Origin of the sequence: Solidesulfovibrio carbinolicus (assembly GCF_004135975.1) — a bacterium.
Lineage (GTDB): Bacteria > Desulfobacterota > Desulfovibrionia > Desulfovibrionales > Desulfovibrionaceae > Solidesulfovibrio > Solidesulfovibrio carbinolicus.
Genome location: NZ_CP026538.1, coordinates 3,718,932 through 3,742,325, shown reverse-complemented (window position 1 = coordinate 3,742,325; position 23,394 = coordinate 3,718,932). Strand labels below are relative to the sequence as shown.

Annotated in this window: 23 protein-coding genes; 12 read left to right on the top strand and 11 right to left on the bottom strand. The window is 66.5% G+C overall.

The annotated features are described in order from the left end of the window. Nucleotides 1-66: 66 nt before the first annotated feature. Nucleotides 67-1,620 (top strand): GGDEF domain-containing protein, encoded by a 1,554-nt coding sequence (locus C3Y92_RS16720; RefSeq protein WP_129354466.1) that lies wholly within the window; start codon nt 67-69, stop codon nt 1,618-1,620. Between the two features lie 9 nt (nt 1,621-1,629). Here C3Y92_RS16720 and C3Y92_RS16715 read toward each other — a convergent pair whose 3' ends face one another. The 4 genes from C3Y92_RS16715 to C3Y92_RS16700 all read right to left on the bottom strand — a co-directional run bounded on the left by C3Y92_RS16715 (nt 1,630) and on the right by C3Y92_RS16700 (nt 4,934). Further along, entirely contained in the window at nt 1,630-2,937 is a 1,308-nt protein-coding gene (locus tag C3Y92_RS16715; RefSeq protein WP_129354464.1) for a hypothetical protein, read from the bottom strand. A gap of 3 nt (nt 2,938-2,940) precedes the next feature. Beyond that, on the bottom strand, nt 2,941-3,876 hold the full coding sequence (gene hemC, locus C3Y92_RS16710) for a hydroxymethylbilane synthase (protein ID WP_129354462.1): 936 nt from the start codon (nt 3,874-3,876) through the stop codon (nt 2,941-2,943). A 95-nt stretch (nt 3,877-3,971) separates the two neighbouring features. Further along, on the bottom strand, nt 3,972-4,208 hold the full coding sequence (locus C3Y92_RS16705) for an FmdB family zinc ribbon protein (protein ID WP_012750375.1): 237 nt from the start codon (nt 4,206-4,208) through the stop codon (nt 3,972-3,974). A gap of 111 nt (nt 4,209-4,319) precedes the next feature. Then, complete coding sequence (locus tag C3Y92_RS16700; protein WP_129354460.1) at nt 4,320-4,934, bottom strand: D-sedoheptulose 7-phosphate isomerase; 615 nt, start codon at nt 4,932-4,934, stop codon at nt 4,320-4,322. A 145-nt stretch (nt 4,935-5,079) separates the two neighbouring features. Between C3Y92_RS16700 and thrB the strand changes: the two genes are divergently transcribed. The 8 genes from thrB to C3Y92_RS16660 all read left to right on the top strand — a co-directional run bounded on the left by thrB (nt 5,080) and on the right by C3Y92_RS16660 (nt 11,949). Then, complete coding sequence (gene thrB, locus C3Y92_RS16695) at nt 5,080-5,610, top strand: homoserine kinase (protein ID WP_129354458.1); 531 nt, start codon at nt 5,080-5,082, stop codon at nt 5,608-5,610. Then, nucleotides 5,607-6,215: a hypothetical protein gene (locus tag C3Y92_RS16690; protein WP_129354456.1), complete on the top strand. Its 609-nt coding sequence runs from the start codon at nt 5,607-5,609 to the stop codon at nt 6,213-6,215. The genes thrB and C3Y92_RS16690 overlap by 4 nt, the downstream gene beginning before the upstream one ends. 126 nt (nt 6,216-6,341) lie before the next feature. Beyond that, on the top strand, nt 6,342-6,878 hold the full coding sequence (locus C3Y92_RS16685; protein WP_129354454.1) for a hypothetical protein: 537 nt from the start codon (nt 6,342-6,344) through the stop codon (nt 6,876-6,878). Between the two features lie 124 nt (nt 6,879-7,002). Then, the gene (locus C3Y92_RS16680; protein ID WP_129354452.1) at nt 7,003-7,791 is read left to right on the top strand and encodes an acetoacetate decarboxylase family protein; all 789 of its coding nucleotides are present in this window, start codon (nt 7,003-7,005) and stop codon (nt 7,789-7,791) included. 466 nt (nt 7,792-8,257) lie between these two features. Next, the gene (locus tag C3Y92_RS16675) at nt 8,258-9,388 is read left to right on the top strand and encodes an FtsX-like permease family protein (protein ID WP_129354450.1); all 1,131 of its coding nucleotides are present in this window, start codon (nt 8,258-8,260) and stop codon (nt 9,386-9,388) included. Nucleotides 9,389-9,393: 5 nt separating this feature from the next. Further along, complete coding sequence (locus C3Y92_RS16670; protein WP_129354448.1) at nt 9,394-10,095, top strand: ABC transporter ATP-binding protein; 702 nt, start codon at nt 9,394-9,396, stop codon at nt 10,093-10,095. 2 nt (nt 10,096-10,097) lie between these two features. Further along, the gene (locus C3Y92_RS16665; protein ID WP_129354446.1) at nt 10,098-11,213 is read left to right on the top strand and encodes an HlyD family secretion protein; all 1,116 of its coding nucleotides are present in this window, start codon (nt 10,098-10,100) and stop codon (nt 11,211-11,213) included. Nucleotides 11,214-11,484: 271 nt separating this feature from the next. Next, nucleotides 11,485-11,949 carry a hypothetical protein gene (locus C3Y92_RS16660; protein WP_129354444.1) on the top strand — a complete coding sequence of 155 codons (465 nt, stop codon included), beginning with the start codon at nt 11,485-11,487 and terminating at the stop codon, nt 11,947-11,949. Between the two features lie 62 nt (nt 11,950-12,011). Here the strand turns inward: C3Y92_RS16660 and C3Y92_RS16655 are convergent, their stop codons facing one another. From C3Y92_RS16655 to C3Y92_RS16640, 4 genes are all read right to left on the bottom strand, one after another. Then, nucleotides 12,012-12,824 carry a lytic transglycosylase domain-containing protein gene (locus tag C3Y92_RS16655; RefSeq protein WP_207214003.1) on the bottom strand — a complete coding sequence of 271 codons (813 nt, stop codon included), beginning with the start codon at nt 12,822-12,824 and terminating at the stop codon, nt 12,012-12,014. A gap of 141 nt (nt 12,825-12,965) precedes the next feature. Next, nucleotides 12,966-14,609: an FmdE family protein gene (locus tag C3Y92_RS16650; protein ID WP_129354440.1), complete on the bottom strand. Its 1,644-nt coding sequence runs from the start codon at nt 14,607-14,609 to the stop codon at nt 12,966-12,968. A 49-nt stretch (nt 14,610-14,658) separates the two neighbouring features. Beyond that, complete coding sequence (locus C3Y92_RS16645) at nt 14,659-15,123, bottom strand: MarR family winged helix-turn-helix transcriptional regulator (RefSeq protein ID WP_129354438.1); 465 nt, start codon at nt 15,121-15,123, stop codon at nt 14,659-14,661. Nucleotides 15,124-15,417: 294 nt separating this feature from the next. Next, a complete protein-coding gene (locus C3Y92_RS16640) occupies nt 15,418-17,505 on the bottom strand; it encodes a molybdopterin-containing oxidoreductase family protein (RefSeq protein WP_129354436.1) in 2,088 nt (695 codons plus the stop codon). Between the two features lie 262 nt (nt 17,506-17,767). Between C3Y92_RS16640 and C3Y92_RS16635 the strand changes: the two genes are divergently transcribed. Beyond that, entirely contained in the window at nt 17,768-18,361 is a 594-nt protein-coding gene (locus tag C3Y92_RS16635; protein WP_129354434.1) for a 4Fe-4S binding protein, read from the top strand. Continuing rightward, nucleotides 18,358-18,864, top strand: coding sequence for a 4Fe-4S dicluster domain-containing protein (locus C3Y92_RS16630; protein WP_006920574.1), 507 nt, complete (start codon nt 18,358-18,360; stop codon nt 18,862-18,864). The genes C3Y92_RS16635 and C3Y92_RS16630 overlap by 4 nt, the downstream gene beginning before the upstream one ends. A gap of 963 nt (nt 18,865-19,827) precedes the next feature. Here the strand turns inward: C3Y92_RS16630 and C3Y92_RS16625 are convergent. The 3 genes from C3Y92_RS16625 to C3Y92_RS16615 form a co-directional block, all read right to left on the bottom strand. Next, on the bottom strand, nt 19,828-20,997 hold the full coding sequence (locus tag C3Y92_RS16625; protein WP_129354432.1) for a GNAT family N-acetyltransferase: 1,170 nt from the start codon (nt 20,995-20,997) through the stop codon (nt 19,828-19,830). A 31-nt stretch (nt 20,998-21,028) separates the two neighbouring features. Further along, a complete protein-coding gene (locus C3Y92_RS16620; RefSeq protein ID WP_129354430.1) occupies nt 21,029-21,694 on the bottom strand; it encodes an O-methyltransferase in 666 nt (221 codons plus the stop codon). A gap of 92 nt (nt 21,695-21,786) precedes the next feature. Beyond that, complete coding sequence (locus tag C3Y92_RS16615) at nt 21,787-22,128, bottom strand: STAS domain-containing protein (RefSeq protein WP_129354428.1); 342 nt, start codon at nt 22,126-22,128, stop codon at nt 21,787-21,789. Nucleotides 22,129-22,414: 286 nt separating this feature from the next. On the opposite strand from C3Y92_RS16615, the gene C3Y92_RS16610 reads away from it, so the two are divergent. Next, entirely contained in the window at nt 22,415-23,341 is a 927-nt protein-coding gene (locus C3Y92_RS16610; protein WP_235669518.1) for a GGDEF domain-containing protein, read from the top strand. Nucleotides 23,342-23,394 lie beyond the last annotated feature (53 nt).

Here is a 23,394-nt window from a genome sequence, read left to right as displayed (position 1 = left end):
GTTACGGCGCGCCGAAACAGGTTATGCTGCGGCGCTCGTCGATGTTACCGGGACAAGGGGTAGGCAATGGCAACGCATCCCCGCCTTCTGATCGGGTTTCGCACCTGGCTCATGATCTTGTCGGTGTTTTCCGCCCTGCCCATGATCGCTTTTTCCATCACTTCTTTAAGCTACATCGCGCGCGGCCAGTATGTCGTCGAAGCCGGCCAGTTGCGCCGGGCCGCCACCATCCTGGCCCATGACCTCGACGGCTATTTCGCTGCCCGGGAAGCCATGCTGCGCACCCTGGCCGCCAGCGACGCGGCCATGCGCGGCGACATCGACGAACTCTACCGCCATGCCCGCCGCATCGCCCATCAGGCCTCGGACCAGTTTGCCGTGGCCCTGGTGGACCGGCAGGGGCGCATCCTGTTTCATACCATGAAGCCCTACGGTGATCTCCTGGGCGAAACCAGCGAAAAGGACCAGATCGCCCGCGTGTTGGCCACCGGCGAGCCCAGCGTCTCGCCGGCCTATAACGGGCCGGTTTCCAGACAGCGTGTGGTCGCCTTGGATGTGCCCATGAGCGGGGAAATGTTCCAGCGCTACTGCCTGCGCGCCGTCATTGCCGTGGCCGACGTGGAGGGCTTGCTGGTCCGCAAGCATTTTTCTCCGGGCTGGATGGTCGCCTATCTGGACCAGGACAAGCTGGTGGCGGCGGCCCGGGCGGATGCTGCCGGCCGGCTCCTGGCCATGACCGATGGCGGCGAAGGGGGGCGAGGCGTTTTTTTTCCGCGCGCCAACGGCATCGGGGATGAGGAACTGGTGGAAACGGCGGTGGCCGGTGTCGGAACCTGGGGCTGGCGGGCGGCGGTGAGCGTGCCGGAGTCCACCTTTGCCCGGCCCCTTCGCGCCTTGCTGCTGCGTTTTGTGGCCGCCGCCGCCGTCTGCCTCGGCATTGGCCTTGTGGCCTCGTACTATCTGGCCAAACGGTTGGGGCGGGAGATGGGCACGTTGCTGGAACCCGCTTCCGCCCGGGGGGGCGAGCAAAGGCCTTGCCAGATTGATCCCGGCATCATCATTCGGGAAGTGGGCGAGGTGCGGGCCTGTCTGCTGGCGGCCCGGGACCGCGAGGAACAGGCCAAGATCGACTCCCTGACCGAACTGCCGGGACGGGCGCTTTTCTGGGAAATGGCCAGGGAGCTGGAGCGCCAAAGCCGCGAGAACACTGATGTCGGCTTGGCTGTCATGTTCATTGACCTTGACGGGTTCAAGCACATCAACGACCAGCATGGCCACGACCGGGGCGATTGGGTGTTGCGCCGCACGGCCGAGGTGCTGCGCGAAACCGTGCGCGACAAGGACGTGGTGGGGCGGCTTGGCGGCGATGAGTTCGCCGTCTGTCTGGCCGCGCCCGTCGGACAGGTGCAAAACGCGGCCGCTGCCATTGCCGAGCGCGTCGTGGCGGGCATAGGCGCCATCGGCTTCGGCATCGGCTGCAGTATCGGCGTGTCGGTGTGTCTGGCCTGCACGCCGAGCCTGTCCCGGGCCTTGGCCCTGGCTGATCAGGCCATGTACGAGGCCAAGCGCCTGGGCAAAAACCGCTACGTGCTGCGCGAGGACACGACCCTGGAGGATTGACGGCCGGGATCAGCGCGGTATGCGCGCCAATCCCACCCAGACGAAGGAATACAGCGACAGGGCGTACATGGCCCCGGCCAGGATACCGGTGACGGGCAGGGTGCGGTTGGCCGCCGGGGCGAACCGGGCCAGGACCAGCCCGGCCATGGCCCCGATGGGGAAGAGGTAGCGGCCCTGGGCCTGGAAATCATTGTTCCAGGAATGCCAGGTGGACTGGAAGATGGTGAGCCCGCCAAAGACGAGAAAGACGAGCAGGGCGCTGGCCCCGCCCCGGCCGCCGTGCAGGACCACGGCCACGGCCAAGGCCCCGGCCAGGGTCCAGAACAGGTAGCCGATGTAGCGGTAAAAAAGCAGCGGCGCGTAGATCTTCATATAGTCGTAGACGCCAAACGAGGTGCGAAACGACCAGATATGCCAGTCCCAGATGGTGAAGAGCTGAGGATAGGTCAGACCCTGGTCGCGCATCTTGAGTCCCCAGAACTGCGTTCCCGCTTCCTGGGACGACGGTTTGTAGTCCTTTTCCGCGTATTTCTCGGCGTTAAGCGTCGGCACTTCCGGCCGCACCGTGCGGTTGACGTAGACGTTGTAGCTCCAGCGCGCCCCGAAAAGCAGCGCCGCCACGGCAAAGACCAGAACGGCTTTTTGGGCCGCCGTTTTCATGTCGCCGGCTGCCCGGCCGCAGACCCCGAAAAAGGCCAGCACGAATCCGGCGAACACGTAGTAGTTCTGCTTGGATATGCAGAGAAGCCCCAGGAGCAGGCCAATGGCCACGAGCCGTCGCGCCTGGAGCCGGTCCGGGCCGCCCGGTCCGGGCAAGGCCGGCGCGTCGGCCCGGGCCGCCACGTAGACCAGGCAAAACGACAGGAACAGGGGCAGGGCGTCGCCGTTGAAATACGAGAAGACGTACCAAATTTGCGGCGTGATAAAAAGCGGCAGGAAGGCGATCTTGCGGTCGTCGGGCAGGCGCAGGAACAGCACCATGAGGACCGCAAAGAGAAAGACGTTGAAAAAGCGCAGGGCCAGATAGTCCTGGCCCAGCAGCGGCAGGACCACGGCGGCGAACTTGCCGGCGAAGAAATAGACCACGTCGAGCTGTTGCAGGTAGCTTACGCCGTAGTTGCTGAATGTGTTGGCCAGCCGGGGATCGTCCATGGCCGGCAGATCCCAGTAGGTGATGAAAAACCGGCCGGCGCTGACGTGATCGGCCTCGTCGGGATGGACGTTGAAGCGGCTCTCAAACGCCATGGCGCTCATGGCCGCCAGGATGGCGGCGGCCATGAGCCCCAGGATCAGATTCTTGACGACGGTTTTACCCATGCCTCAGGATGCGCCGGCCTTGTAGACGGCGTCAAGCACGGCCTTGGCGCCCCGGGCCAGGACGGCCTCGGCCACGGCCACGCCCAGGGCGGTTGCCTGGCTGCGCGGGCCGGAGGCGGCGTCGCGGAAGGTCTGGCCGGTTTCCGGGTCGGCCACCAAGCCTTCCAGATGGATCATGTCCCCGTCGATGACGGCGTGGGCGGCGATGGGCACCTGGCAGCCGCCTTCGAGGTGTCCTAAGAAGCCGCGTTCGGCGGCCACGGCGTCATGGCTTTCGGGATGATCGAAAAAGGCCAGCATGGCGGCGGTTTCCGGGTCATCCAGGCGGTATTCGATGCCAAGGGCCCCCTGGGCGGCGGCCGGCAGGAACTCCGGCGGCCCCAGGCGCACGGCCTTTGGCGCGGACAGCTCCAGGCGGTTTAAGCCGGCGGCGGCCACGATGATGGCGTCGAACTGGCCGTCCAGGAGCTTTCTGACCCGGGTGTCCAGGTTGCCGCGCAGGTCCACGATGTCGAGGTCGCCGCGCAGGGCAAGCAGCTGGGCCTTGCGGCGCAGGCTGCTCGTGCCCACCCGGGCTCCCCCCGGCAGGGCGGCCAGGGAGTCGTAGGCCACGGACAGCAGCCGGTCGCACGGGTCCTCGCGCTCGGGCACAATGCCGACCACCAGGCCGGCCGGCTGCTCGGCCGGCACGTCCTTCATGGAATGCACGGCCAGATCGGCCCGGCCGTCAAGGAGGGCTTCCTCGATTTCCTTGACGAACAATCCCTTGCCGCCCACCTTGGCCAACGGCACGTCCAGGATGATGTCGCCCTTGGTCTTGATGGGGAGCAGGTCCACGACAAGGCCCGGATGGGCCTGGCGCAGCCGGTCGGCCACGTGGTTGGCCTGCCACAGGGCCAGTTTGCTGCCTCGGGTGGCGATGACGAGTTTTTCGCGCATGGGGTTCCGGTGGTTGGAAGGCGTTTGCGGGCAGGGCCGGCGCATGGTTGCCGCGCCGGCCGGGCCAGTCATGGAAGGCGTTTTGAGGCGTTGCGCTAGTGGCAGGTGGCGCAATTGCCGCCGGCGCAGCCCGAGCAGCCGCCCCCGCCGCCGGCGGAGGCCGTGCGCGCGCCGGTCTGGCCGGGCTTTGTGCGGGCGCGGCAGGCGGACATGAGTTTTTTGGTGTCGCCCGAGGCGCACTGGGGGCAGGGCGGGGTGGTGGTGGCCGAGCTGGAAGCCATTTCCTCGAACTCGGCGCCGCATTTGTTGCAGCAGTATTCGTAAAGCGGCATGGCGATGCTCCTTGAAACAATGCCGGCGTTTTCACCGGGAGGTCTGGTCGAATGCCTTGTCAGATAAGCCCTTTCGGCCTGTCGGCAAGGGAATGGTTCGCGCCGGCCGGCTTAGTGCTCCTCAAGATAGGGGCCAAGCTCCATGACCGCCTCGAAGAGGTAGTGGTCCACGAGCTTGCACAAAAGGTGGCCGATGGTGGCGTGGACTTCCTGGATATGGGCTGTGCGGTCGCTGGGCACGAGCAGGGCGTAGTCGCAAAGCGGCACGATGGCCCCGTTGCGCCCGGCCAGCCCCACGGTGACGCAGCCCTTGTCCCGGGCGGCGCGCAGGGCGGCCAGGACGTTGGGGCTGTTGCCCGAGGTGGAGATGCCCACCACCACGTCGCCCGGCCCGGCCAGGGCCTGGACCTGCTTGGCGAAGACCCGGTCGAAGCCGTAGTCGTTGCCGATGGCGGTCAGGGCCGAGGAGTCGGTGGTCAGGGCCAGGGCCGGCAGGGGCGGGCGCTCCAGCTCGAACCGGTTGACGAACTCGGCGGCCAGGTGCTGGGCATCGGCGGCCGAACCGCCGTTGCCGCAAAAAAGGATCTTGCCGCCCCGGGCCAGGGCCACGGCCATGGTGCGGGCGGCGGCGTCCACCAGCTCGGCGTGGTCGGCGAAAAACCGGGCGCGCGCGGCAGCGGCCTCCTCGACATAGGAGGCGATGAGACGAAGGGCGTTTTCCGACATGGGGTTCCTTATGGCGACGGCGGCGTGCGCCGTCCAGGCCTCCTTGTAGCCAAACGGCGGCCCGCTGACAACGCCGCGCTTGCAGTTTGAATTCCGCGCCAAATAGGCTAAGCTTGATGATCAACGCGAAGGCGGGACAGGCAGCATGGAACCGACGCTTCTTGGCCGGGTATCCGATGAACGGTGCGTGAGTCTCATTGGCATGGCCGGAGCCGGCAAGACCACCCTGGCCGGGCTTTTGGCCCGACGCCTGGGCTGGGCCTGCCTGGACACCGACCGCCTCATCGAGGCCCAGTGCCGCGCGCCCCTGCCCGACATCCTGGCCCGCCAGGGGCTAGACAGCTTTCTCGCCCTTGAAGAGGACGTGGTGGCCGGCCTTGGCGTCAAGCGTTGCGTGGTGGCCACGGGCGGTTCCGTGGTCTACGGAGCCCGGGCCATGGCCCGCCTCAAATCCATGGGGCCGGTGGTCTACCTGTCCATTGATCTGCCCACCTTCCTGGCCCGGGTGGGCGATCCCGGGGAACGCGCCTTTGTCATGCCCGGCGGCCTGACCCTGGCCGACGTCTACGCCGAGCGCCAACCCCTGTACGCCGCCGCCGCCGACCTCACCGTGGCCAGCTGCGGCACGACGCCCGAGGCCTGCGTCGAAACCATCCTGCAAGGAATCCGGTCGTGACCGTATCGTTTCCGGCCTCCCGCACCCGGGCGGTCCTCAAAAAACTGACGGCGCTCTACGCCGACATGGACGCGGCCTACACGGCCGCCGCCGCCGCCGCCGGCCTGTCCTGCGCCGGCTGCGCCGAAAACTGCTGCACAAGCTTTTTCCAGCACCACACCAATGTGGAATGGCTCTACCTGCGCGAGGGCCTGGCCAAGCTGCCGCCCGAGCGCCGCCAGACCTACGAAGACCGCGCCCGGGACTACCTCGCCCAGGCCAGGCAGGCGCTCTCGCGCGGCGAGACGCCGCAAGTCATGTGCCCGGTCAACGACGACGGCCTGTGCGGCCTCTACGGACACCGGCTCATGATCTGCCGGCTCCACGGCGTGCCCAACGTGCTGCTGGCCGGCATGAACATTCGCGAATTTCCCGGCTGCGGCCCCTGCCAGCGCCTGACCGCCGCCGGCAAGGAGGCCAAGGCCATGGACCGGACGCCGCTTCTGCGCCGCCTGGCCGCCCTCGAAATGGAACTGTGGGGCAGCAAGCCCGGCCGGCCGCCCAAGGTCGATCTGACCCTGGCCGAGATGATCGTGGCCGGCGGCCCCGGCGGGCGTGAGGAGTAGCGGAAGAGGAAGACAAAGCGGAAGATGCCTCCGGCGGCCGGGGGCCTGAGGCCCCCGGACCCCCCGACAGGGGAAAGGGATAAGGGGGCCGGCGGTTGCCGCCGGGAACAGGAAAAGGGGGATGGCATGGATGCCTTGCGTTTTTCACGGCGTGCCGCCGTCGCGCTGGCCGGTGGTCTGCTTTTGGCGGCGGGCCTTATGGGCTGCGCCCGCACCACGGTGTCGCATCTCGACTCCCGGCCGGCGGTGACCGCCGCGCCGGCGAGCCTGGCCATGCAATATTTCCGCTTCGAATTCACCGGCAAACCGTCCGACGCCGGTTACGTCGTGCGCGGCCGGGCCATGCCCGTGCCCGACGATCTGCCGCCCTGGTGCGACCGGCTGGAAGAACTCACCCTGGCCGCCTATCTGCGCGACCCCTCGGGGACGGTGCTGTCCACGGCCGAGAAGCGCTATCCCGGCATGAACCTCGGCGACGGCGCGGCCGTGCCCTTTGAATTCACGCTCTCCCCCGAAGGCGACGCGCCCGGCAACTACGGCATATCCTTCGGCTACAAGGCCGTCTTCGGTTCCAAGGCCGCCCGCAGCGCCGTCTCCCCCGGCGGCCCGCCCCCGGCCGGGGCCGTGTTCTTTGCCGGCGAAGGGGCCGTGCGGATGCAGTAGCCGGCAGGGCTTCCCGGCGGCCCCGGCCGCCTCGGCAACCAAACATCGGAGACAGGCGGGTTGTCCGGCCGCCCCGTGAGGCGACGCCTCGGCCGGCGTTGGACCCCTGCCCCAAGGAGAGGTCATGGAAAACGCTTTCGCCAGTTTCACCGCGCCGTTCACCGCCAGCGGCCGGGCCGCCCTGGTGCCGCCGCCGCCCTGGCATTACGCTGGCTGGCTCCTCAACGTGGCCATCGCCTGCGACACCTCGGCCAGCGCCAGCCTCGTGCCGCCCGCCCTGGGCCGGCTGACCGGCTGCGGCTGCATCCATTTCGCCGATTGGCAGGCCACCACCGACGGCCGGGAACTGCTCGATCCCGTCTACGCCCAGTACCGGGAAACCATCGTCATCGTGGAGATCGAACTCCCGGACGGCTCCCTGGCCAATTTCTGCCCCTTCATCTGGGTGGATCAGGACATTTCCCTCATCCGGGGCCTGCTCCAGGGCTGGCCCAAGAAGTTCGGCGCAACCTCCATGACCCGCTCCCTGCCCATCGACCATTTGGCGGCCGCTCCGCTTCAGGCGGGCACGAAGCTCGGGGCCTCGCTGTGCGTCAAGGATCGGCGGCTGGTGGAAGCCGCACTGGAACTGACCGGCAATCCGGGCCGTCCCTTGGGCTTTTTGGCCAACCGGACCATCGGCTCCGTGGGCTGGCCGGACCTCACCCGGCCGGGCGAGCCGCCGCACCTGCGATGGCTTCTGCCCGACATCCGGGACAAGGTCGCCTCGCAGTGGCACGAAGCCACGGCCCAGGTCCGGACGTTTGAGCATCCCGTGGAAGAATTGTCCCTGCTGGGCACGCTGCAGGCCCAAACGGCCAGCGTCGGCTGGATCGGCATCACCGTGGCCGGAGCCCGGGAGGCGGCCTTGTAGGCGCGCCGCGCCACGGTCGGGCCAAGGCCGTCGCCCCAGGCCGCCCCAGGACGGGCCAACGGTGGGACGCTACAAATTTGTCGCGCGCCCTACACCTTTGTGGGGCGCGCCGCTTTTTTGTCGGGTCGGCGACACGGCAAAATCGGCCTCCTGCCCCGTTTGGCGGCATTTTCGACTTTTGGCACGCCCCTTGTAATAACCCCATCGACCCCGGTGCCCGGGGACGCGGCCGGACGGGAAGTCCTCCACTCGAAAGGCTGCCTCCCCACCCCTCCTTGGCTGGTTATGGCGATGGTTAGGCGTTCCGCGTACGTGCAGAAGCGGCGTTGCAGCGATGCAGCGCCGCTTCTGAGTGTGCGCCCCGGCCCAGGCGTCCGCCCGGGCCTGCCGCCAAACCCTTTACGCGCCCGCCCCATTGAGGTAGCGCCAAGGGGCCGGCAATCCGACCAATGTCCGGCCAAGCGCCATGATCATCCGCATCGCCCTGCGAAACCTCCTGCACGACCGGGTGCGACTGGCCGTCACGCTGACCGGCGTGGTCTTCGCCGTGGTGCTCATCGCCGTCCAGGGCGGGCTTTTTGTCGGCTTTACGCGCGCCACCTCCTGCGTCATCGAGAATACCGAGGCCGAAATCTGGGTCGCCTCGCGCGGGGTGCGCAATTTCGACGTCACCCACCCCTTGCCCGACCACAAGTTTCACCAGATCCTCGGCGTGCCCGGCGTGGGCCGGGCCGAGCGCTTCATCGTGCGCTTCGCCAACTGGAAAAAGCCGGCCGGCGGCCAGGAATCGGTGGAAATCATCGGCTTTGACCCGGGCTCGGGCCTGGGGCGACCGTGGATCGTCACGGCCGGTTCGGAAGCGGCCCTGCTGCTGCCCGACGCCGTGGCCGTGGACGAAATCTATCTGGCCAAGCTCGGGGTCAAGGGACTGGGCGACCGGGCCGAGATCAACGACCGCCGGGCCAGGGTGGTGGCGCTGACCCGCGGCATCCGGTCGTTCACCACCTCGCCCTACATCTTCACGTCCTACGAAAACGGCCTCAAGTACGCGAGCCTGGGCCGCAGCCAGAGCGCCTACGTGCTGGTGCGCCCGGCCCCGGGCGTTACGGCCCAGGCCCTGCGCGACGCCATCGCCGCCGGCGTGGCCGATGTCGATGTCTTCACCCGCGAGGAGTTCGCCCGCAAGACCCAGCACTACTGGATGTTCACCACCGGAGCCGGCATGGCGCTTCTCATCGCCGCCTCCCTGGGGCTGGTGGTCGGCGGCGTGGTGGTGGCCCAGACGCTCTACGCCACCACCGTGGACCATCTGCCGGAATTCGGCACCTTGCGGGCCATGGGCGCGCCCGGGGGCTACATCCACCGCATCATCGTGGCCCAGGCCGTGGCCGCCGCCCTGGTGGGCTACGGCTTTGGCATTGTCATCAGCTATTTTCTGGTCGGTCTGGCCGAGCGCGGCGGGGCGTCCATCGTGCTGCCCCCGGGCATGGCCGTGGGGCTGTTTTTCCTTACCGTCGTCATGTGCGTGACGGCCGGGCTGGTCTCCATCCGCAAGGTGACGAGCATCGACCCGGCCATGGTCTTCCGGGGAGCCTGACGGAAATGGCCGCCGCCAAGACATTGCTTGCCGCCAGGGGCGTGGCCAAGACCTTCCGCCTGGGCAAGGTGGAGGTGCCGGCCCTGGGCGGCGTGGACATGACCGTGGGGGCTGGCGAAGTCGTGCTCCTCATGGGGCCGTCGGGCAGCGGCAAGACCACGCTGCTCTCCATCCTCGGCTGCATCCTGTCCCCCAGCGCCGGCAGCGTGGCCGTCTTGGGCCGAGACACGGCCGGTCTGCCCGAGGCCGAACTGGCCAAGGTGCGCCTGGCCCACTTCGGCTTCATTTTTCAGGGTTACAACCTGTTTCCCACGCTTAAGGCCGAGGAGAACGTCCGGGTGGCCCTGGACCTGCGCGGCGTCCAGGGGGCCGACGCCGTGGAACGCTCCCGGCAGGCCCTTGACGCCGTGGGCCTTGGCGACAAATTCCGCATGCTCCCCCGCGATTTGAGCGGCGGCCAGAAACAGCGCGTGGCCATTGCCCGGGCGCTGGTGGCCGAACCCGATATCCTGCTTGCCGACGAGCCCACCGCCGCCCTGGATTCCGAGACCGGCAAGGCGGTCATCGCCATCCTGCGGGAACTGGCCGTCACCCACGGCCGTTCGGTGGTCATCGTCACCCACGATCCCCGCATCGCCGCTTTCGCCGACCGGGTGATCCGCATCGAGGACGGCCGCATCGTCGGCCAGGGACAGGAGGTCTCGTAACCATGCTGCAACGCGCCATCATCCTGGCCGTGGCCGCCGTCATGATCCTCGGCGGCGCGCTGTGGCTGCGCTCCAACACCCGCCCCCGAAACGCGTCCGGGGTGCAGGCGGCCGCGCCGGCCAAGCAGGCCCCCGCCCCGGAAACGGCCGCGTCCAAAGCGGCCCTGGCCGGTCCGGCCTGGGTGGCCGCGCCGGGCAAGGTGGAACCGGTGTCCGAGGAAATGCGCCTGGGCTTCGACATCGCCGGCAAGCTGGCCGAGGTCTCGGCCGAAGAGGGCGACCGGGTGCGCCAGGGGCAGATATTGGCCCGCCTGGCCGCCGACGAATACGCCGCCCGCATCGACGCCGCCGAGCAGGTGCTCGCCGCCAAGGAGGCCGCCCTGGCCAAGGTGCTGGCCGGCTCCCGGGACATGGAGCGCAAGGAGGCCCGGGCGGCCGTGGAAGAGGCCCGGGCCGTGTCCGAGCAGGCCAAGCTCGAAAATGAGCGCCGGCGGCGGCTTTTGAGCAAGGAAGTGCTGTCCCAGGAGGAAGCCGACCGGGCCGAGCGGGAATACAAGGTGGCCGGCCAGCGCCTGGACGCCGCCCGGCAGCGGTTTCATCTGGTGGACGACCCGTCCCGTGAGGAAGACGTGAAAAAGGCCATGGCCGAGGCGGCCGAGGCCCGCTCACGCTTGGCCGAGGCCCAAGCCCTGGCTGCCAAGACCGTCATCCGGTCGCCCATCGACGGCGTGGTGCTGCGCAAGCACCGCCGGGCCGGCGAGATGGTGTCGGTGTCCTTTGACACGCCGGTGGTGACCGTGGGCGACGTCAGCCGACTACGGGTGCGGGCCGACGTGGACGAGCGCGACATCGCCCGCATCGCCCCGGGGCAAAAGGCCGTGCTCATGGCCGAGGCCTACGGCGACAAGCGCTTTTCCGGCGTGGTCATCCGGGTGGCCGGCATCCTGGGCAAGAAAAACATCCGCACCGACGAGCCGGCCGAGAAAAACGACACCCGCATCCTGGAAACCCTCATCGACGTGACGCCGCCGGCCGAGCTGCCGGTGGGACTGCGCCTGGACGTGTTCATCATCACCGCCCCGGACGGCGAAGCCAGCCTGCCGGCCTACACGCCGTAGGGGGAGGGGGGAGGCCTCCGGCGGCCAGGAGAGGCGCTGCCTCTCCTGGACCTCTCCGCTGGGGGCCTGAGGCCCCCAGACCCCCCCTGAAAGAAGGGGTAAAGGGGTTTGGCCGACTCGCCCGACGGTTTGAGCGGTGGCTGGCGGTCAGAGCGCCAGTTGCGCAGCAGCATTGGCCAGGAGGCGGCGCGCCGCACACCCCCTTGACGCGAGGCAGCCGGCCGGGCAGCGTGGGCCATAGGCCGGGAGATTTCCCGCCGCCGGAGGGTCCATGGCCGACGTTGTTTCCTCCCCGCCGCTGTCCGGCCCGGTCCGGACGCTTTATGCCCTGGCCGCCGCCGTGGGCTATCCGCCGGCCTTTTTGCTGGCTTATCTGCTGACCCTGGCCGTGCCTTATGGCGCTGTCGAGAAATCCACCAACGTCTTTTCCGTGAATCCGCTGATTTTCGCCGCCCTGGCGGCGGCGATCTGCGCCGGGCGGTATTTTCTGTGGCGGAGCTGGCGTCGCTGGCGGGGGAAGGCTGGCGCTTTCGAGGGCGGAGCGCTGGATGCATGGCTGGCGGCCCACAAACCGTGTCTGGCTGTCGTGCCGGTCTCGGTGGGGATCGTGGCCATCGACATGGAAGGCAACGCCTTCGGCTTTCTGATCTTTCCGCTCTACGCCATCCTGGGCATCGCCCTTGGCGTCTGGGTCCATCGCCGCCTGCGCCGGTCGTCGGCCCGACCCGCCGCCTGAGGGCGTTGCCACCCTTCCCGCCTCGCCGGCAATCGCCGTCCCTGGCCTCCACCCCCTGTTCTTCAGCTGGGGGGGCCGGGGGCCTCAGGCCCCCGGCCGCCGGAGGCATTCTTTTTGGTCTTCTTCTCGCCTCCCCCGACCGCTCCCTTTTTCGTAAGCCCGGGGTGGCTTTCGCGCAGCATGGCGTAGCGGTTCATGATGCGGTCAACGTAGGTCAGGGTCTCGGGGATGTTGGGGACGCCGCCGCAGCGGGCCACGGTTTCGGGGCCGGCGTTGTAGGCGGCCAGGGCCAATCGCAGATCGCCGAAGCGGGCGATGAGCTGGCGCAGGAAGGTCGCGCCGGCGGTGACGTTGCGTTCGGGATTGAAGGGGTCGGCCACGCCGAAGTGGCTTTGGGTGTCGGGCATGAGCTGCATGAGCCCGGCCGCGCCCTTGGGCGACACGGCGCAAGCGGTAAAGCGCGATTCCTGTTCGATGACGGCGTAGAGCAGTTCCGGGTCCAGGCCGCTGGCCCGGCTTTTGTCCCGCACGAGATCGATAAGCGGCCCGGATTCGATGACCGCCGGATAGCCCGACGGCCCCAGCGGGGCCAGGCCCAGGCGGCGATAGGCCCGGGTGGCTTCGAGAATCCAGCCGTCCTTGCGGTCCTTGGATACCGCGCCCTGGTCGTGGATGCGCTTTTTGATGGCCGCGAAACCGAGCTTGGGGTCGCTGGGCCCTTCGTAGATGAGGACGTAGTTGGCGTCGCGGGGTTCTTCGCTCAGGTGAATAAGCCCGTAGTCGTCCTCATACCCGTAGAGGGCAAAGGCGCGGGCGACGGACGGGGCCGTCAGGAGGAGAAAGGCCCCGAGCAGCAGGGCCAGGATGTGTCGCATGGGATGCTCCGGCAGGTTCGCCATCCTCCCATAGGACGGCGAACCCGACCGGTCAAGGGGCGGGGGTTGCCGCCGCAGCCGGCGACAACCCTTGAAATGCGACGTAGCTCTTTAAAAATACGGACGTATTGTAAAGAGGGATCACTTGCCGAAGGGACACTTGGGGTAGGTGCAGGCCCGGCAATTCAGGCACATGGAACCTTCGGCCAGTTCGGCCAGGTCGCGGCGGGTGAGCGTCTGGCCGGCCAGCACCCGGGGCAGGAGCAGGTCGAAGCTGGTGGTGCGGTGAAACAGCGCGCAGGCCGGCACGCCGATGACGTCGGCCGCGCCGAGATGCCCCACCAGGGCCATGGCCCCGGGCAGGACCGGCATGCCGTGGACGGCGTCGGTCAGGCCGGCGTCGTCCAGCCCCAGGCGGGTGACGTCGTCGGGATCGACGGACAGGCCGGCCGTGGTGACGATGAGGTCGCAACCCTCGGCCAGCAGTTCCCGGGCGGCGGCGGCCACGGCGGCCCGGTCGTCCGGGGCCTTGCGCACGGCGATGACCGCGCCGCCCAGGGCCTCGACCTTGGAGCGCACCACCGGCTCGAACTTGTCCTCGATGATGCCCGAGGCGATTTCCGTGCCCGTGACCAGCACGCCGGCCCTGGTCTGGCGGATGGGCAAAATGTTGAACAGCGGGCCGTCGGCCAGCACGCGCATGGCCACGTCGAAGACGCGGCGCGGCAGGTAGAGCGGGATGGCCCGGCAGCCGGCCACGGCCTTGCCGGCTTCGACCACCAGATGGGACTGGCGCGAGGCGCACATGACGCCTTCGATCATGTTAAACGCCGTGAGCCGCTCCTTGGCGATGGCGAGCAGGCCCTTTTCCAGGGCAATGAGCTCCACCTTACCCTCGCGGGGCGGCCCGGAGGTGGTCAGCCCCACCCCGGCCATGGCCCGGGCAAAGGCTTCGGCGGCCTGGTTTTCGTGGACAAAATCCCCCAGCGGCTCGGAATGGTCTTCGACGTAGACTTGGTTTTTGCCCATGGTCTGGAGCCGGCAGACGTCGCCGGCATGGATGTCGGCCCCGGCGGCGAATTCCACGCCCTTGGACTCCCCGGGCACGATGCGGGTCATGTCGTGGAGCACCCGGCGGCCGGCCGCCTCATCCACGGGCACGGCCCGCAGGTTCGGCGCTTCGGAGGGCACGAGATAGGGCGCCTCGCCGGCGCAGCCCCGGCAGATGGCCCCGTCGGCCTTGGGGTAGCCCTCGCCGCAGGCCGGGCACACGCCGATGGCTCCCATGTTGGGCTTGATCATGAACGATGGCTTCATGGCCACCGGGGCCAGCAGGCAGATATGGCGGGCGGCGGCCTTGATCTCGGCGAAAAGGCGGTCGCGGTTCTGTTCTTTTTTCGGCTTGAGCTTGAGGAACCAGGCGTGGATTTCCGGCCAGTTCTCCAGATGCTTGGGATCGATCCAGGCCCGATAGCCCTGGCCGGTGAACTTGTCGTAGAGCGAGAGCGCATAGCGGCCGAGGTTTATCACCCGCATCCAGCCGTTGCCGTAGCTTGGCGGAGTGAGGATCTGCACGGCGTCGGGCAGGCACTTCTTGGTTTCCACCACGGCGTCGAAAAGCGTTCCCTCGGGCAGCATGGCTCGGGCGGCGTCCACCATGTAGCCGCCGATGATGAGTCCGGGGGCAGGGTTGCCGTGGAAGGCGGCGGCGACCTTGAGGAATTCTTCGAAGGTGTAAGGGCCGATGGCGCTGTCGTGCGCCTGCAGTTCTGTCAAATTTGACATGCAACAACTCGCAAGGACGCGCCCGCGAAAAGACGGAACGCGGCAGAAGTTAGGAGACGTTGGCGTAAACGCGATTGAGCAGGGACTTGAGCGTGGCCACTTCCTGGCTGGAAAGCCCCAGGCAGGCGCGCTCCAGGCAGGTGACGCCGACGTCGAGGAGCTTGTCCTTGAGGGTGGCCCCGGCCTCGGTCAGGTGGATGCGGTGGCTGCGGCGGTCCTTGGCGTCGGGCTTGCGGACCACGAGCTTCTTGTCTTCGAGGATCTTGAGCAGCCGGGTGACGTTGGGCTTGTCCTTGTCGGCGCGCCGGGCCAGTTCCACCGGGGTCTGGCCGTCGGCTTCCCACAGGAGGTTTAAAATGCCCCACTGGTCCACGGTGATGTCTTCGCCGGCTTCCTGGAGCAGCACGTTGCCGAGCAGCCGGAGCTTGAGCGCCGTGCGCACCAACAGAAATCCCAGCGAATCCCGCAGGGGAAAAGGACGAACGTCCTCGGGTGAAAGCAGCGATCCTTCCATATGTTCTTCCAAGCTACCATGTCGTATCCCGAGGGGTCAACGGCGTTTTGGGAATTCGTGACAGTTGCAGCGCGAGCAGCGGCCGGATTTCGGAGTCGATACAGGTTTCGCAAAGACGCCCCCGGCGTTGCTGTCCACGACGGATTTCAATCATGGCCGGGGCGGCGCAGTGCGCCGCCCCGGCCATGAGAATTCCTCGTGCCGCGTCTTCAAAAAAGGGCCTGAGCGCTTCTGGGGCACACGCGAAACATGAATAGCCCACGGCACGACAAACATCTTGTCCGGGGAAACGCCCTAGGCCGGCTCCACCATCACGAAATGCTCCTGCATGCACACGCCGCCGCCGCCCTTGTCCCAGTTGTTGATGCCCTGGGGCATGAGCTCGTTGTCGGCCACGCCCATGCCCCGGGCCCGGCTTTCCACGGGCAGGGTGTGGCCGAAGCCGTGGACCATGAACACGGTCTCGGGGTGGATGCCTTCGGTGACCTTGGCCCGGATCTGGCCGGCGTGGGAACCGTTACGCACGGTGACCAGCGCCCCGTCGACGACGCCGAGCTTGGCCGCCTCGGCGCTATTAATCCACAGCTCGTTTTCCGGCATCTGGGCGAACAGCAGCGGATTGTTGACGGTGTGTCCCTGGGTGTGCAGGCCGACCCGGCCAAAGCTCACCCGGTAGCGGCCGGGAGGCGGGGAGGCCGGGGCCACGTAGGGCGGCAGGGAAGCCACGCCGTCGGCTTCGAGCTTGGCCGAGACGATCTCGATCTTGCCCGAGGGCGTCTTGAAGGTCTTGTCGTCCACCGGGCGCAAAAGCGGCCCGCCGAGCTTGACCATGCCCGTGGCCTCGAAATCGGCCACGGCAACGCCGGTGTCGGCGAGCTGGAAGTTCCAGATGTCCTCGATGGAGGCGAAATCCAGTTCCTTGATGCCCATGTGGCGGGCCAGATCGCGGTAGATCTCCCAGTCGGCCCGGGTGTCGAAGCGGGGGGCAAGGGCGCGCTGTCGCACGAAAAACTGCGGCGCGCCGCCGGATTTGGAAGCGATCATGGATTCGCGCTCCAGGGCCGGCGACATGGGCAGCACCACGTCGGCGAACCAGGCCGTGTCCGACCAGGAATAGGTGACGGCCACCAAGAGTTCCAGGTTGTCCCACTTCTTTTTGACGTCGGCCGTGTCCGGGAAGGACATGAGCGGATCATGGCGATGGGCGATGTAGGCCTTGATCGGGTAAGGTTCGCCGGTGACGATGGCCTCGAAGGCCAGATTGACCAAGCCCGGGCCGGCTTCGAAGTGGCCGCGGCCTTCCATCCAGCCCACGCCGTCCACGCGCTTGGCCTCGGGCTTGGGGAAGAGGTCGACCAGCTGCTTGAGGCCCTTTTTGCCGACATGGCCGGGCTTGTTGACCTGGGGCAGGCCGCCCTTGGCCCCGATGGACCCCAGCAGGGCGTTTATGATGTAAGCGGTGCGGCAGACCTGGAAGGAGTCGCCGTAGCGGGCGGTCATCCAGCCGGGATGCCAGATGACGGCCGGCGCGGCGGCGGCCAGCTGGTCGGCCAGTTCGCGGATGCGCCGGGCTGGCACGCCGGTGGCGGCGGCGGCGAAGTCGGCGTCGTAGGGCGCGATGAAGGCGCGCAGGGCGTCGAGATCCTGTATCCAGGCGGCGGCGAAATCCTTGTCGTAGAGGTCGCGGGTGATGAGTTCGTGGATGACGCCGAGGTTTAGGGCATAGTCCGTGCCCGGACGCACCATGAGGAAGGTGTCGGCCTTGGCGGCGGTGACGGTGGTGCGCACGTCGATGCAGGTGATCTTGCAGCCGGCTTCTTTGGCGTCGAGGAGGTCGTTGACTTCCTTGACGTTTATCGCTTCAAAAATATTGCGCGTCTGGAGCACGACGTGCTTGGCGTTTTTATAGTCGTAGAAGACGTCCTTGCGGCCGAAGCCGAACAGCGACAGGGCGGCGTGCTGGACGTTTCGGGCGCAGGCCGAATCATGGTTGCAGTAGTTGGGGCTGCCCAGGGCTTTTAAAAAGGCGCGGTGCATGTCGCGAAACGGACCGCCCCGGTCGGAGAGCAGGATGGAGCGCGCGCCGTGGGCTTCACGGATACGGGACAGCTCGCCGGAAACGTAGGCCAGGGCCTCGTCCCAGGAGACCTTGCGCCATTTGCCCTCGCCGCGCGCCCCGGCCCGGATCATGGGGAACTGGGGACGTTCGTCGTCGGCGACCAAGGCTCCGCCGGCCGCGCCCCGGGCGCACAGCGCGCCCTTGATGCCGGCGGCATGGGGGTTGCCCTGCAGATATACCACCTTGTTGCCTTCCACCGTGGCCATCATGGGGCAGCGCACGCTGCACATGCCGCAGACGCTGTAGACGTTTTTCCTGTTCATTGTTTGCTCCATATTGTGGCGGCGTTGCGTGTGCCGGAGAGTTTCGAGCCTTTCACGCACTAGCAGGAATTCGTGATTGGTGGCAAGGGAAAAGTGTTGTGAAATGAGGAACGTGGATTTAAGACAATCACGCTGGTCAAACAAGATGATTGTGAAGTCGGGAACTTGTGCCCCATCCGTTGACAAGGGCGGCAAAAACCCGTTTATCCTGAGGGAAATTCCGGATCGGGCGCTGCCGGTTGCGCGCCCAGGGAGGTCTGGCGTGTCTCTATCCGATCTCGTGCGCGAAGCGGCGACGGGGCTTAAAAGCCTGTTCGTCGGCCTTGGCATCACGGGCCGGGCCTTTGCCAAGCCGGCCGTTACGGTCATCTATCCCAAGCAGGAAGTGACCAACCTCGACACCTACCGGGGGCATGTGGAGCTTGTGGGGCGGGAAGACAACCCGGCCATGCCGCGCTGCATCGCCTGCGGGGCCTGCACCCGGGCCTGTCCGTCCCAGTGCCTGTCCGTGGGCTGTCCCGTGGGCGCGGGGAGCGGCGGCGGCGATCCCGAAGCCCTGGAGCTGGCCGGCGAGCTGATCCCGGTGGGCACGGCCATGGCCCCGGCCCCGCAAAAGGGCTGCAAGGTTCCGGGCGTGTTCATCTACGACTATTCCCTGTGCAGCCTGTGCGGCCAGTGCGTGCGAGCCTGTCCGGTGGATTCGCTGCGCTTTTCCCAGCACGTCTATTACGTCGGCGCGTCCCGGGCGGATTTCCGCCTCGACCTCATGGCCCGGCTGGCCCGGCAGGCGGCCGAGGCCCCGGCCCCCGAGGCCGCCCGGCCGGCCGACGCGACCCTGATGGAGGAACACCCGTGAGCAAGTACATGATCCAGATGGACAAGAAGCGCTGCATCAGCTGCCATGCCTGCGAAGTGCACTGCCAGGTGAAAAACGCCGTGCCGCCCTCGGCCAAACCGGGCAAGCTCGTGACCGTCGGGCCGGACATGGTCAAGGGCAAGCCGCGCCTGCTCAATCTTTACATGTCGTGCTTCCACTGCGAGCGGCCGTGGTGCGTGCCGGCCTGCCCCACCGGAGCGATGTTCCGGCGCGAGGAAGACGGCATCGTGTACGTGAAGGAAGAGCTGTGCGTGGGCTGCAAGGCCTGTATCCAGGCCTGCCCCTGGAAGATTCCGCAGTGGAACGAGGTCACGGGCAAGGTGGTCAAGTGCGACTACTGCCGCGAGCGCGTGGACGCCGGGCTGGACCCGTCGTGCGTCACGGGCTGCACCGCCCATGCCCTGCGCTTCGTGCGGCCGGGAAAAAAAAACCAGGATGAACGCGACGTCTACGGCAAGCGGCTGCTGTTAAGGCAGATGTAGCGCGATTTTCCGACAACGGACTTTCGGGCCGGCCTGCGGGGGGATTTCCCCTGCTGGCCGGCCTTTTTTTTGTCGGGGTGCGGCGGCAGGAAGCGGCGGCCGTATCGGGAAAAGGGGGGGGCGGGCTGGATTCCTTTCTCTCGACAGTTGGCTTGAGACGACGCCGTTGGCGCAGGAGGTACGTTGTGACGGCGGGGCGGTTGTCAATAGAAACAGATCGTGCAATAAATATCACATGAACGAATGTTGTTTTGTCGCCGGAGGAGAAGCCCTCGGCAAACGCGTTCCGTTGTGTCGAAGCGCGTTTTGTACGGTTGCAGCAGCTGGAGCCAATGCGCTGGGCCGTTGTCGTGAATGGTACGGGAGCAGACGGTGTTTCTTCGGATAGTGCTCAGTTGCCTGTATTTTATCCCAGGAGCGCTGCTTCTCCATGGTTCTCTCTGGTTTGTGACTAGAGGAAAGCATGATTTTTATGACGTTCTTAAGGTTATCTCGCTAGTATGCTTAGTTTATGTTGTTTTCGTTGACAACGAAATGCTGAATCGTTTGTTGCTGTTGCCTCAAGTCTTGGTGGGTTCGTTTTGTGAGAAAGAAAGTGCCTCTTGTTGGTGGGTGTGGTTTGTGGGCGCTATAATATTTATTGTAGAAATTTCATTTATTTATATATTGCCCTGTGCTTGGTTCGTAAGACTATGCAGAAGTGAGCGACTTGGATTGAAGCGTGCTTTGTATGCTTTTTGTATTTATTGTGCGATAGTTTTTCTGGTTATTATTTTGTGTTATGGGATAATTGCGATTGTTCACGGTGCCTTCTTCTATAAGGAGCCATTTTAGGTGCAAACATACTGTCCGTTTTTTCCGTGCTGCCCTGCCCCTTCCCGTCCCCGCCGCGCCCCTCTCGGGTGGCTTGAATGGAGGCCCCGGGCGCTGGAGTGTCTTCCGGCGTGCCCTCGTTTTTCGATCCTACCCCCGCCGCACCGGCAACAGTTCGTTTAACTCGTCGATGTAGTTCTTCTCCAGCTGGTTCACCCGGTCAATGTGGGTGCGGAAGATCATGTCCATGCGCGGGTCGAAAAACCGGTGGGCGCTGTAGCTCGACACCGACACGAAGCCCCGCCGGGCCTTGTGCGCGCCGCCCATGCCCGGGTCGTAGCGCTTGATGCCCTTGGCGATGGCGTAGGCGATGGGCGCGTAGTAGCACAGCTCGAAATGCAGAAACGGCACCTCCTCGAAGGCCCCCCAGTAGCGGCCAAACAGGATGTCGTCCTTCTCGGCCAGCATGGCGAGCGCGATGGGGTCGCGCCGCCGGGTGCGGTAGGCGGCGGCAAAGGCCAGGCGGTGGCGAAACGCGCCGGACAGGCCTTCGAAAAATTCCTCGGTGAGATACCGGCAGCCCCAGGGGCCGAACTTGGCGTTGGTGCGCTCGTAGAGCTTTTGCATGAGGGGGAAGAAATTGTCCGGGATGGCGCTGCCCGAGACGATTTCCACCGTGACCCCGGATTCCTCCAGGGCCTTGCGTTCGCGGCGCACGGCCTTGCGGCGGTTGGCGTTGAGCGTGCCCAGGAAATCTTCGAAATCGGCGAAACCCCGGTTGCGCCAGAGATAGCCCTGGTGCCGCCAGGCCGTGAAGCCGTAGTCTTCGGCGGCGGCGGCGAATTCCGGTTCGGTAAATAATAGCGCCGACCCCTGGACGCCGTTACTTTGGCAGAACTGCTCGATGGCGGAAAACAGCCGGCGCGACAATCGGGTCTGGTTGGCCTCGGGATCGGTGAGAAAGCGCAGGCCCGTGGCCGGGGTGAACGGCGTGGCCCCGACCAGGCGCGGGTAGTAGGGCAGCCCCAGGCGCACCGCCGCCTCGGCCCACAGCTGGTCAAAGACGAATTCCCCGTCGGAATGCCATTTGAGGTACATGGGCAGCGCGCCCACGAGCTTTCCCCCGACAGTGGCCAGCAAATGGTTGGGATACCAGCCCTTGGCCGGCGCGGCGCTGCCGGAATCCTCCAGCAGCGACAGCCACTGGTATTCAAAAAAGGGCGTGTCCAGGTCGGCGGCCAGGGCGTTCCAGGACGGGCCGTCGATCTCGGCCATGGACCGGGCGAAACGCACGGTCACTTGATCGCTTGGTACAGTCATGGGGGCAATATAGGCCTTGCCGGGCGTCGTGTCACCCGCTGCGGGCGTCTGGCTTGAACAAAAGGCTCGTGCGCCACACGCCGTTCTCGAAATCGCATCTTCGCCAATCCAGGAAGGCGGCGAAGATGGGGGCGTATTTTTCCCATTCGCTGTTGTCGAGCAACAGGAATCCGCCGGGCCGCAGGCGCGAGGCGGCATTGAAGGCGCATTCCACCCTGGCCCGGCCGTCGATGGACACGAAATCGAAATGCTCTTCGGGAAATTCCAATATGGCGTCGCTGTAGGCGGCGTATTCGGGCATCCGGTGGACGTGGTTCAGGCGTCGCCACGGTTGTGGCCGGGCCTCGGGCCGGCCGGGGGCGTCGCCCGGCGGCAGGAAGCGGCAGTCCACGTTGGCCAGGCAATGCCGGGCCAGAAGGGCCAGGGTGCGCCGCCGCCATTTGGGGTTGTGCTCCACGGACACGAGATGGAGCACGCGCCTGGCCAGAAAGGCCGTGCTGCGCCCGCCGCCCCACTCGAAGCCCGTCATGCGGCGGGTGAGGGTGCGCGACAAAAAGCGCACCGCCCCGGCGTTGATCCAGGGATAGCACGGGTCCGCCGCCATGCGGCAGGCTGTGGGCAGATAAAGCGTCGCCCGGGCCGCCCGGCGAAGGCCGGCCTCAAAGCCGGTGGCGCCGGGGATGTAACGGATCAGCATGGGGAAACGGCCGTTGCCGTCGCCGCAGGCCGCGGCCTGTTGACGGTCGCACCGGAAACGCGGCATGGCGGCATGGGCAAAGGGGAAGGCGGCTAGGCCTGGCCGGCGGCCAGGGCGGCGGCGGTGTCGGGGTAGAGCGAAAACACCTTGCCCAGGTCGGCTATGCGCAGCACCTTGGCCACGCCTTCGGCCATGGAGCACAGGGCGACGGAGCCGCCCGAGGCCATGAGGCGGTTTCGCACCGTGATCAGGCTGCCAATGGCGCTGGAATCCACGAACTCCACGCCCGTCAGGTCAAAGGCCAGAACCGCCGGCGACGTTTCGAGGTGGGCGGCCAACTGGCGCTGGAACTCCGGGCATACGGTGTAGTCGAACATTTTGGGCAGGCCGGAAACCAGGGTCACCCGGCCATGGGCGGTGACGTGCAAGTCCATCGAATCCTCCGAGAAGCCAGGAAGGCTCCGGGAATTTTTCTACCACGCCGCCCCGGGCCGGGCAAGCCGGCCCGAGTGGCTGTTCCCTCTTCCGGTCGTCGCAAAATGGATGTATCCATGGGGGACGATCATACGTCCGCAACCAGAGGTGCGCCCCCGTCATGAGCAAGGACAACAACCACGGCAAGCCGGCCGCCATGCCCGCCTCCTGCTTCGAACCCGTCTGCAACATGCTCGACCGGGTGGGCGTTCCCCGCGATTCCAAATGGCGGGGCCTTATCCTCTCATGCGCAGCATCAAGAACTACGATTTTCTCGACAACGAACAGAAGGAGCAATTCCAGGCCCTTGTCATGGAAATCCTGCGTGCCCGCGACTTTTCCGACGCCAAGTTCCACGAGGTCGTCAAGGCCAACGAACGCATCCTGGCCGCGCCCTGGAACCGGGCGCTCACCCGCACCCTGGCCGAAACCGCCGCCCTGGTGCAGGAATTTCAGGATACCCTGTTTCGCCACAAGGGCGGCGTCCAGAAGCTCGAAAACGTCACCGACTCGGCCGTGGAGTCCGGCGGCGACGTGGAGCAGACCCTTGGGGCCATCCGCCGGGGATTTCGGGAAATGGTGGCCATGATCGAGGAAGACGCCGAGAAGATGGTGGCGCTCACCCTCACCGACGCGCTGACCGCCATCCCCAACCGACGCGCCTTTGACGAACACATCGGCCGCAACATCGCCGTGGCCGACCAGGGCCAACGCCAGCTGTCGCTGTTCATGCTCGACATCGACCACTTCAAACGCTTCAACGACGAACACGGCCACCGCATCGGCGACCAAGCCCTGGTCGTGGTCGGCTCCATCCTCAAGGGCTTTGCCGACGAAATGAAGCAGCTCGAAGACCGCGAAATCTTCCCCGCCCGCTACGGCGGCGAGGAATTCGCCGTCACGCTTCTGGACGTCGCCAAAAAAGAAGCCGAGGAACTGGCCGACATCATCCGCCGCAAGATCGAACGCTACAACTTCGTCATCCGCGACCCCGACGGCCAGATCCTGGCCGCCGGCATCAAGATCAACGTCAGCATCGGCGTGGCCGAACTCCTCGAAGACTGCCCGGCCGCCGCCCGCGACGTGCCCCACCTGGTCGATGCCGCCGACAAAGCGCTCTATTTGGCCAAGGCCTCGGGGCGAAACCAGGTGCGGGGGTATGTGAAGGGGTAGAGGGTCGATAAATAAGAGGAAGATGCCTCCGGCGGCCGGGGGGCTCAGCCCCC

Bases quoted from the DNA above. Each gene is read 5' to 3' on its own strand.
- C3Y92_RS16665 (WP_129354446.1), top strand. From the start codon at position 10,098: ATGCTGCAACGCGCCATCATCCTGGCCGTGGCCGCCGTCATGATCCTC.
- C3Y92_RS16645 (WP_129354438.1), bottom strand. From the start codon at position 15,123: ATGGAAGGATCGCTGCTTTCACCCGAGGACGTTCGTCCTTTTCCCCTG.
- C3Y92_RS16650 (WP_129354440.1), bottom strand. From the start codon at position 14,609: ATGTCAAATTTGACAGAACTGCAGGCGCACGACAGCGCCATCGGCCCT.
- C3Y92_RS16625 (WP_129354432.1), bottom strand. From the start codon at position 20,997: ATGACTGTACCAAGCGATCAAGTGACCGTGCGTTTCGCCCGGTCCATG.
- C3Y92_RS16685 (WP_129354454.1), top strand. From the start codon at position 6,342: ATGGATGCCTTGCGTTTTTCACGGCGTGCCGCCGTCGCGCTGGCCGGT.
- C3Y92_RS16675 (WP_129354450.1), top strand. From the start codon at position 8,258: ATGATCATCCGCATCGCCCTGCGAAACCTCCTGCACGACCGGGTGCGA.
- C3Y92_RS16660 (WP_129354444.1), top strand. From the start codon at position 11,485: ATGGCCGACGTTGTTTCCTCCCCGCCGCTGTCCGGCCCGGTCCGGACG.
- C3Y92_RS16720 (WP_129354466.1), top strand. From the start codon at position 67: ATGGCAACGCATCCCCGCCTTCTGATCGGGTTTCGCACCTGGCTCATG.
- C3Y92_RS16705 (WP_012750375.1), bottom strand. From the start codon at position 4,208: ATGCCGCTTTACGAATACTGCTGCAACAAATGCGGCGCCGAGTTCGAG.
- C3Y92_RS16640 (WP_129354436.1), bottom strand. From the start codon at position 17,505: ATGAACAGGAAAAACGTCTACAGCGTCTGCGGCATGTGCAGCGTGCGC.
- thrB (WP_129354458.1), top strand. From the start codon at position 5,080: ATGGAACCGACGCTTCTTGGCCGGGTATCCGATGAACGGTGCGTGAGT.
- C3Y92_RS16670 (WP_129354448.1), top strand. From the start codon at position 9,394: ATGGCCGCCGCCAAGACATTGCTTGCCGCCAGGGGCGTGGCCAAGACC.
- C3Y92_RS16615 (WP_129354428.1), bottom strand. From the start codon at position 22,128: ATGGACTTGCACGTCACCGCCCATGGCCGGGTGACCCTGGTTTCCGGC.
- C3Y92_RS16700 (WP_129354460.1), bottom strand. From the start codon at position 4,934: ATGTCGGAAAACGCCCTTCGTCTCATCGCCTCCTATGTCGAGGAGGCC.
- C3Y92_RS16620 (WP_129354430.1), bottom strand. From the start codon at position 21,694: ATGCTGATCCGTTACATCCCCGGCGCCACCGGCTTTGAGGCCGGCCTT.
- hemC (WP_129354462.1), bottom strand. From the start codon at position 3,876: ATGCGCGAAAAACTCGTCATCGCCACCCGAGGCAGCAAACTGGCCCTG.
- C3Y92_RS16680 (WP_129354452.1), top strand. From the start codon at position 7,003: ATGGAAAACGCTTTCGCCAGTTTCACCGCGCCGTTCACCGCCAGCGGC.
- C3Y92_RS16715 (WP_129354464.1), bottom strand. From the start codon at position 2,937: ATGGGTAAAACCGTCGTCAAGAATCTGATCCTGGGGCTCATGGCCGCC.
- C3Y92_RS16610 (WP_235669518.1), top strand. From the start codon at position 22,415: ATGCGCAGCATCAAGAACTACGATTTTCTCGACAACGAACAGAAGGAG.
- C3Y92_RS16655 (WP_207214003.1), bottom strand. From the start codon at position 12,824: ATGCGACACATCCTGGCCCTGCTGCTCGGGGCCTTTCTCCTCCTGACG.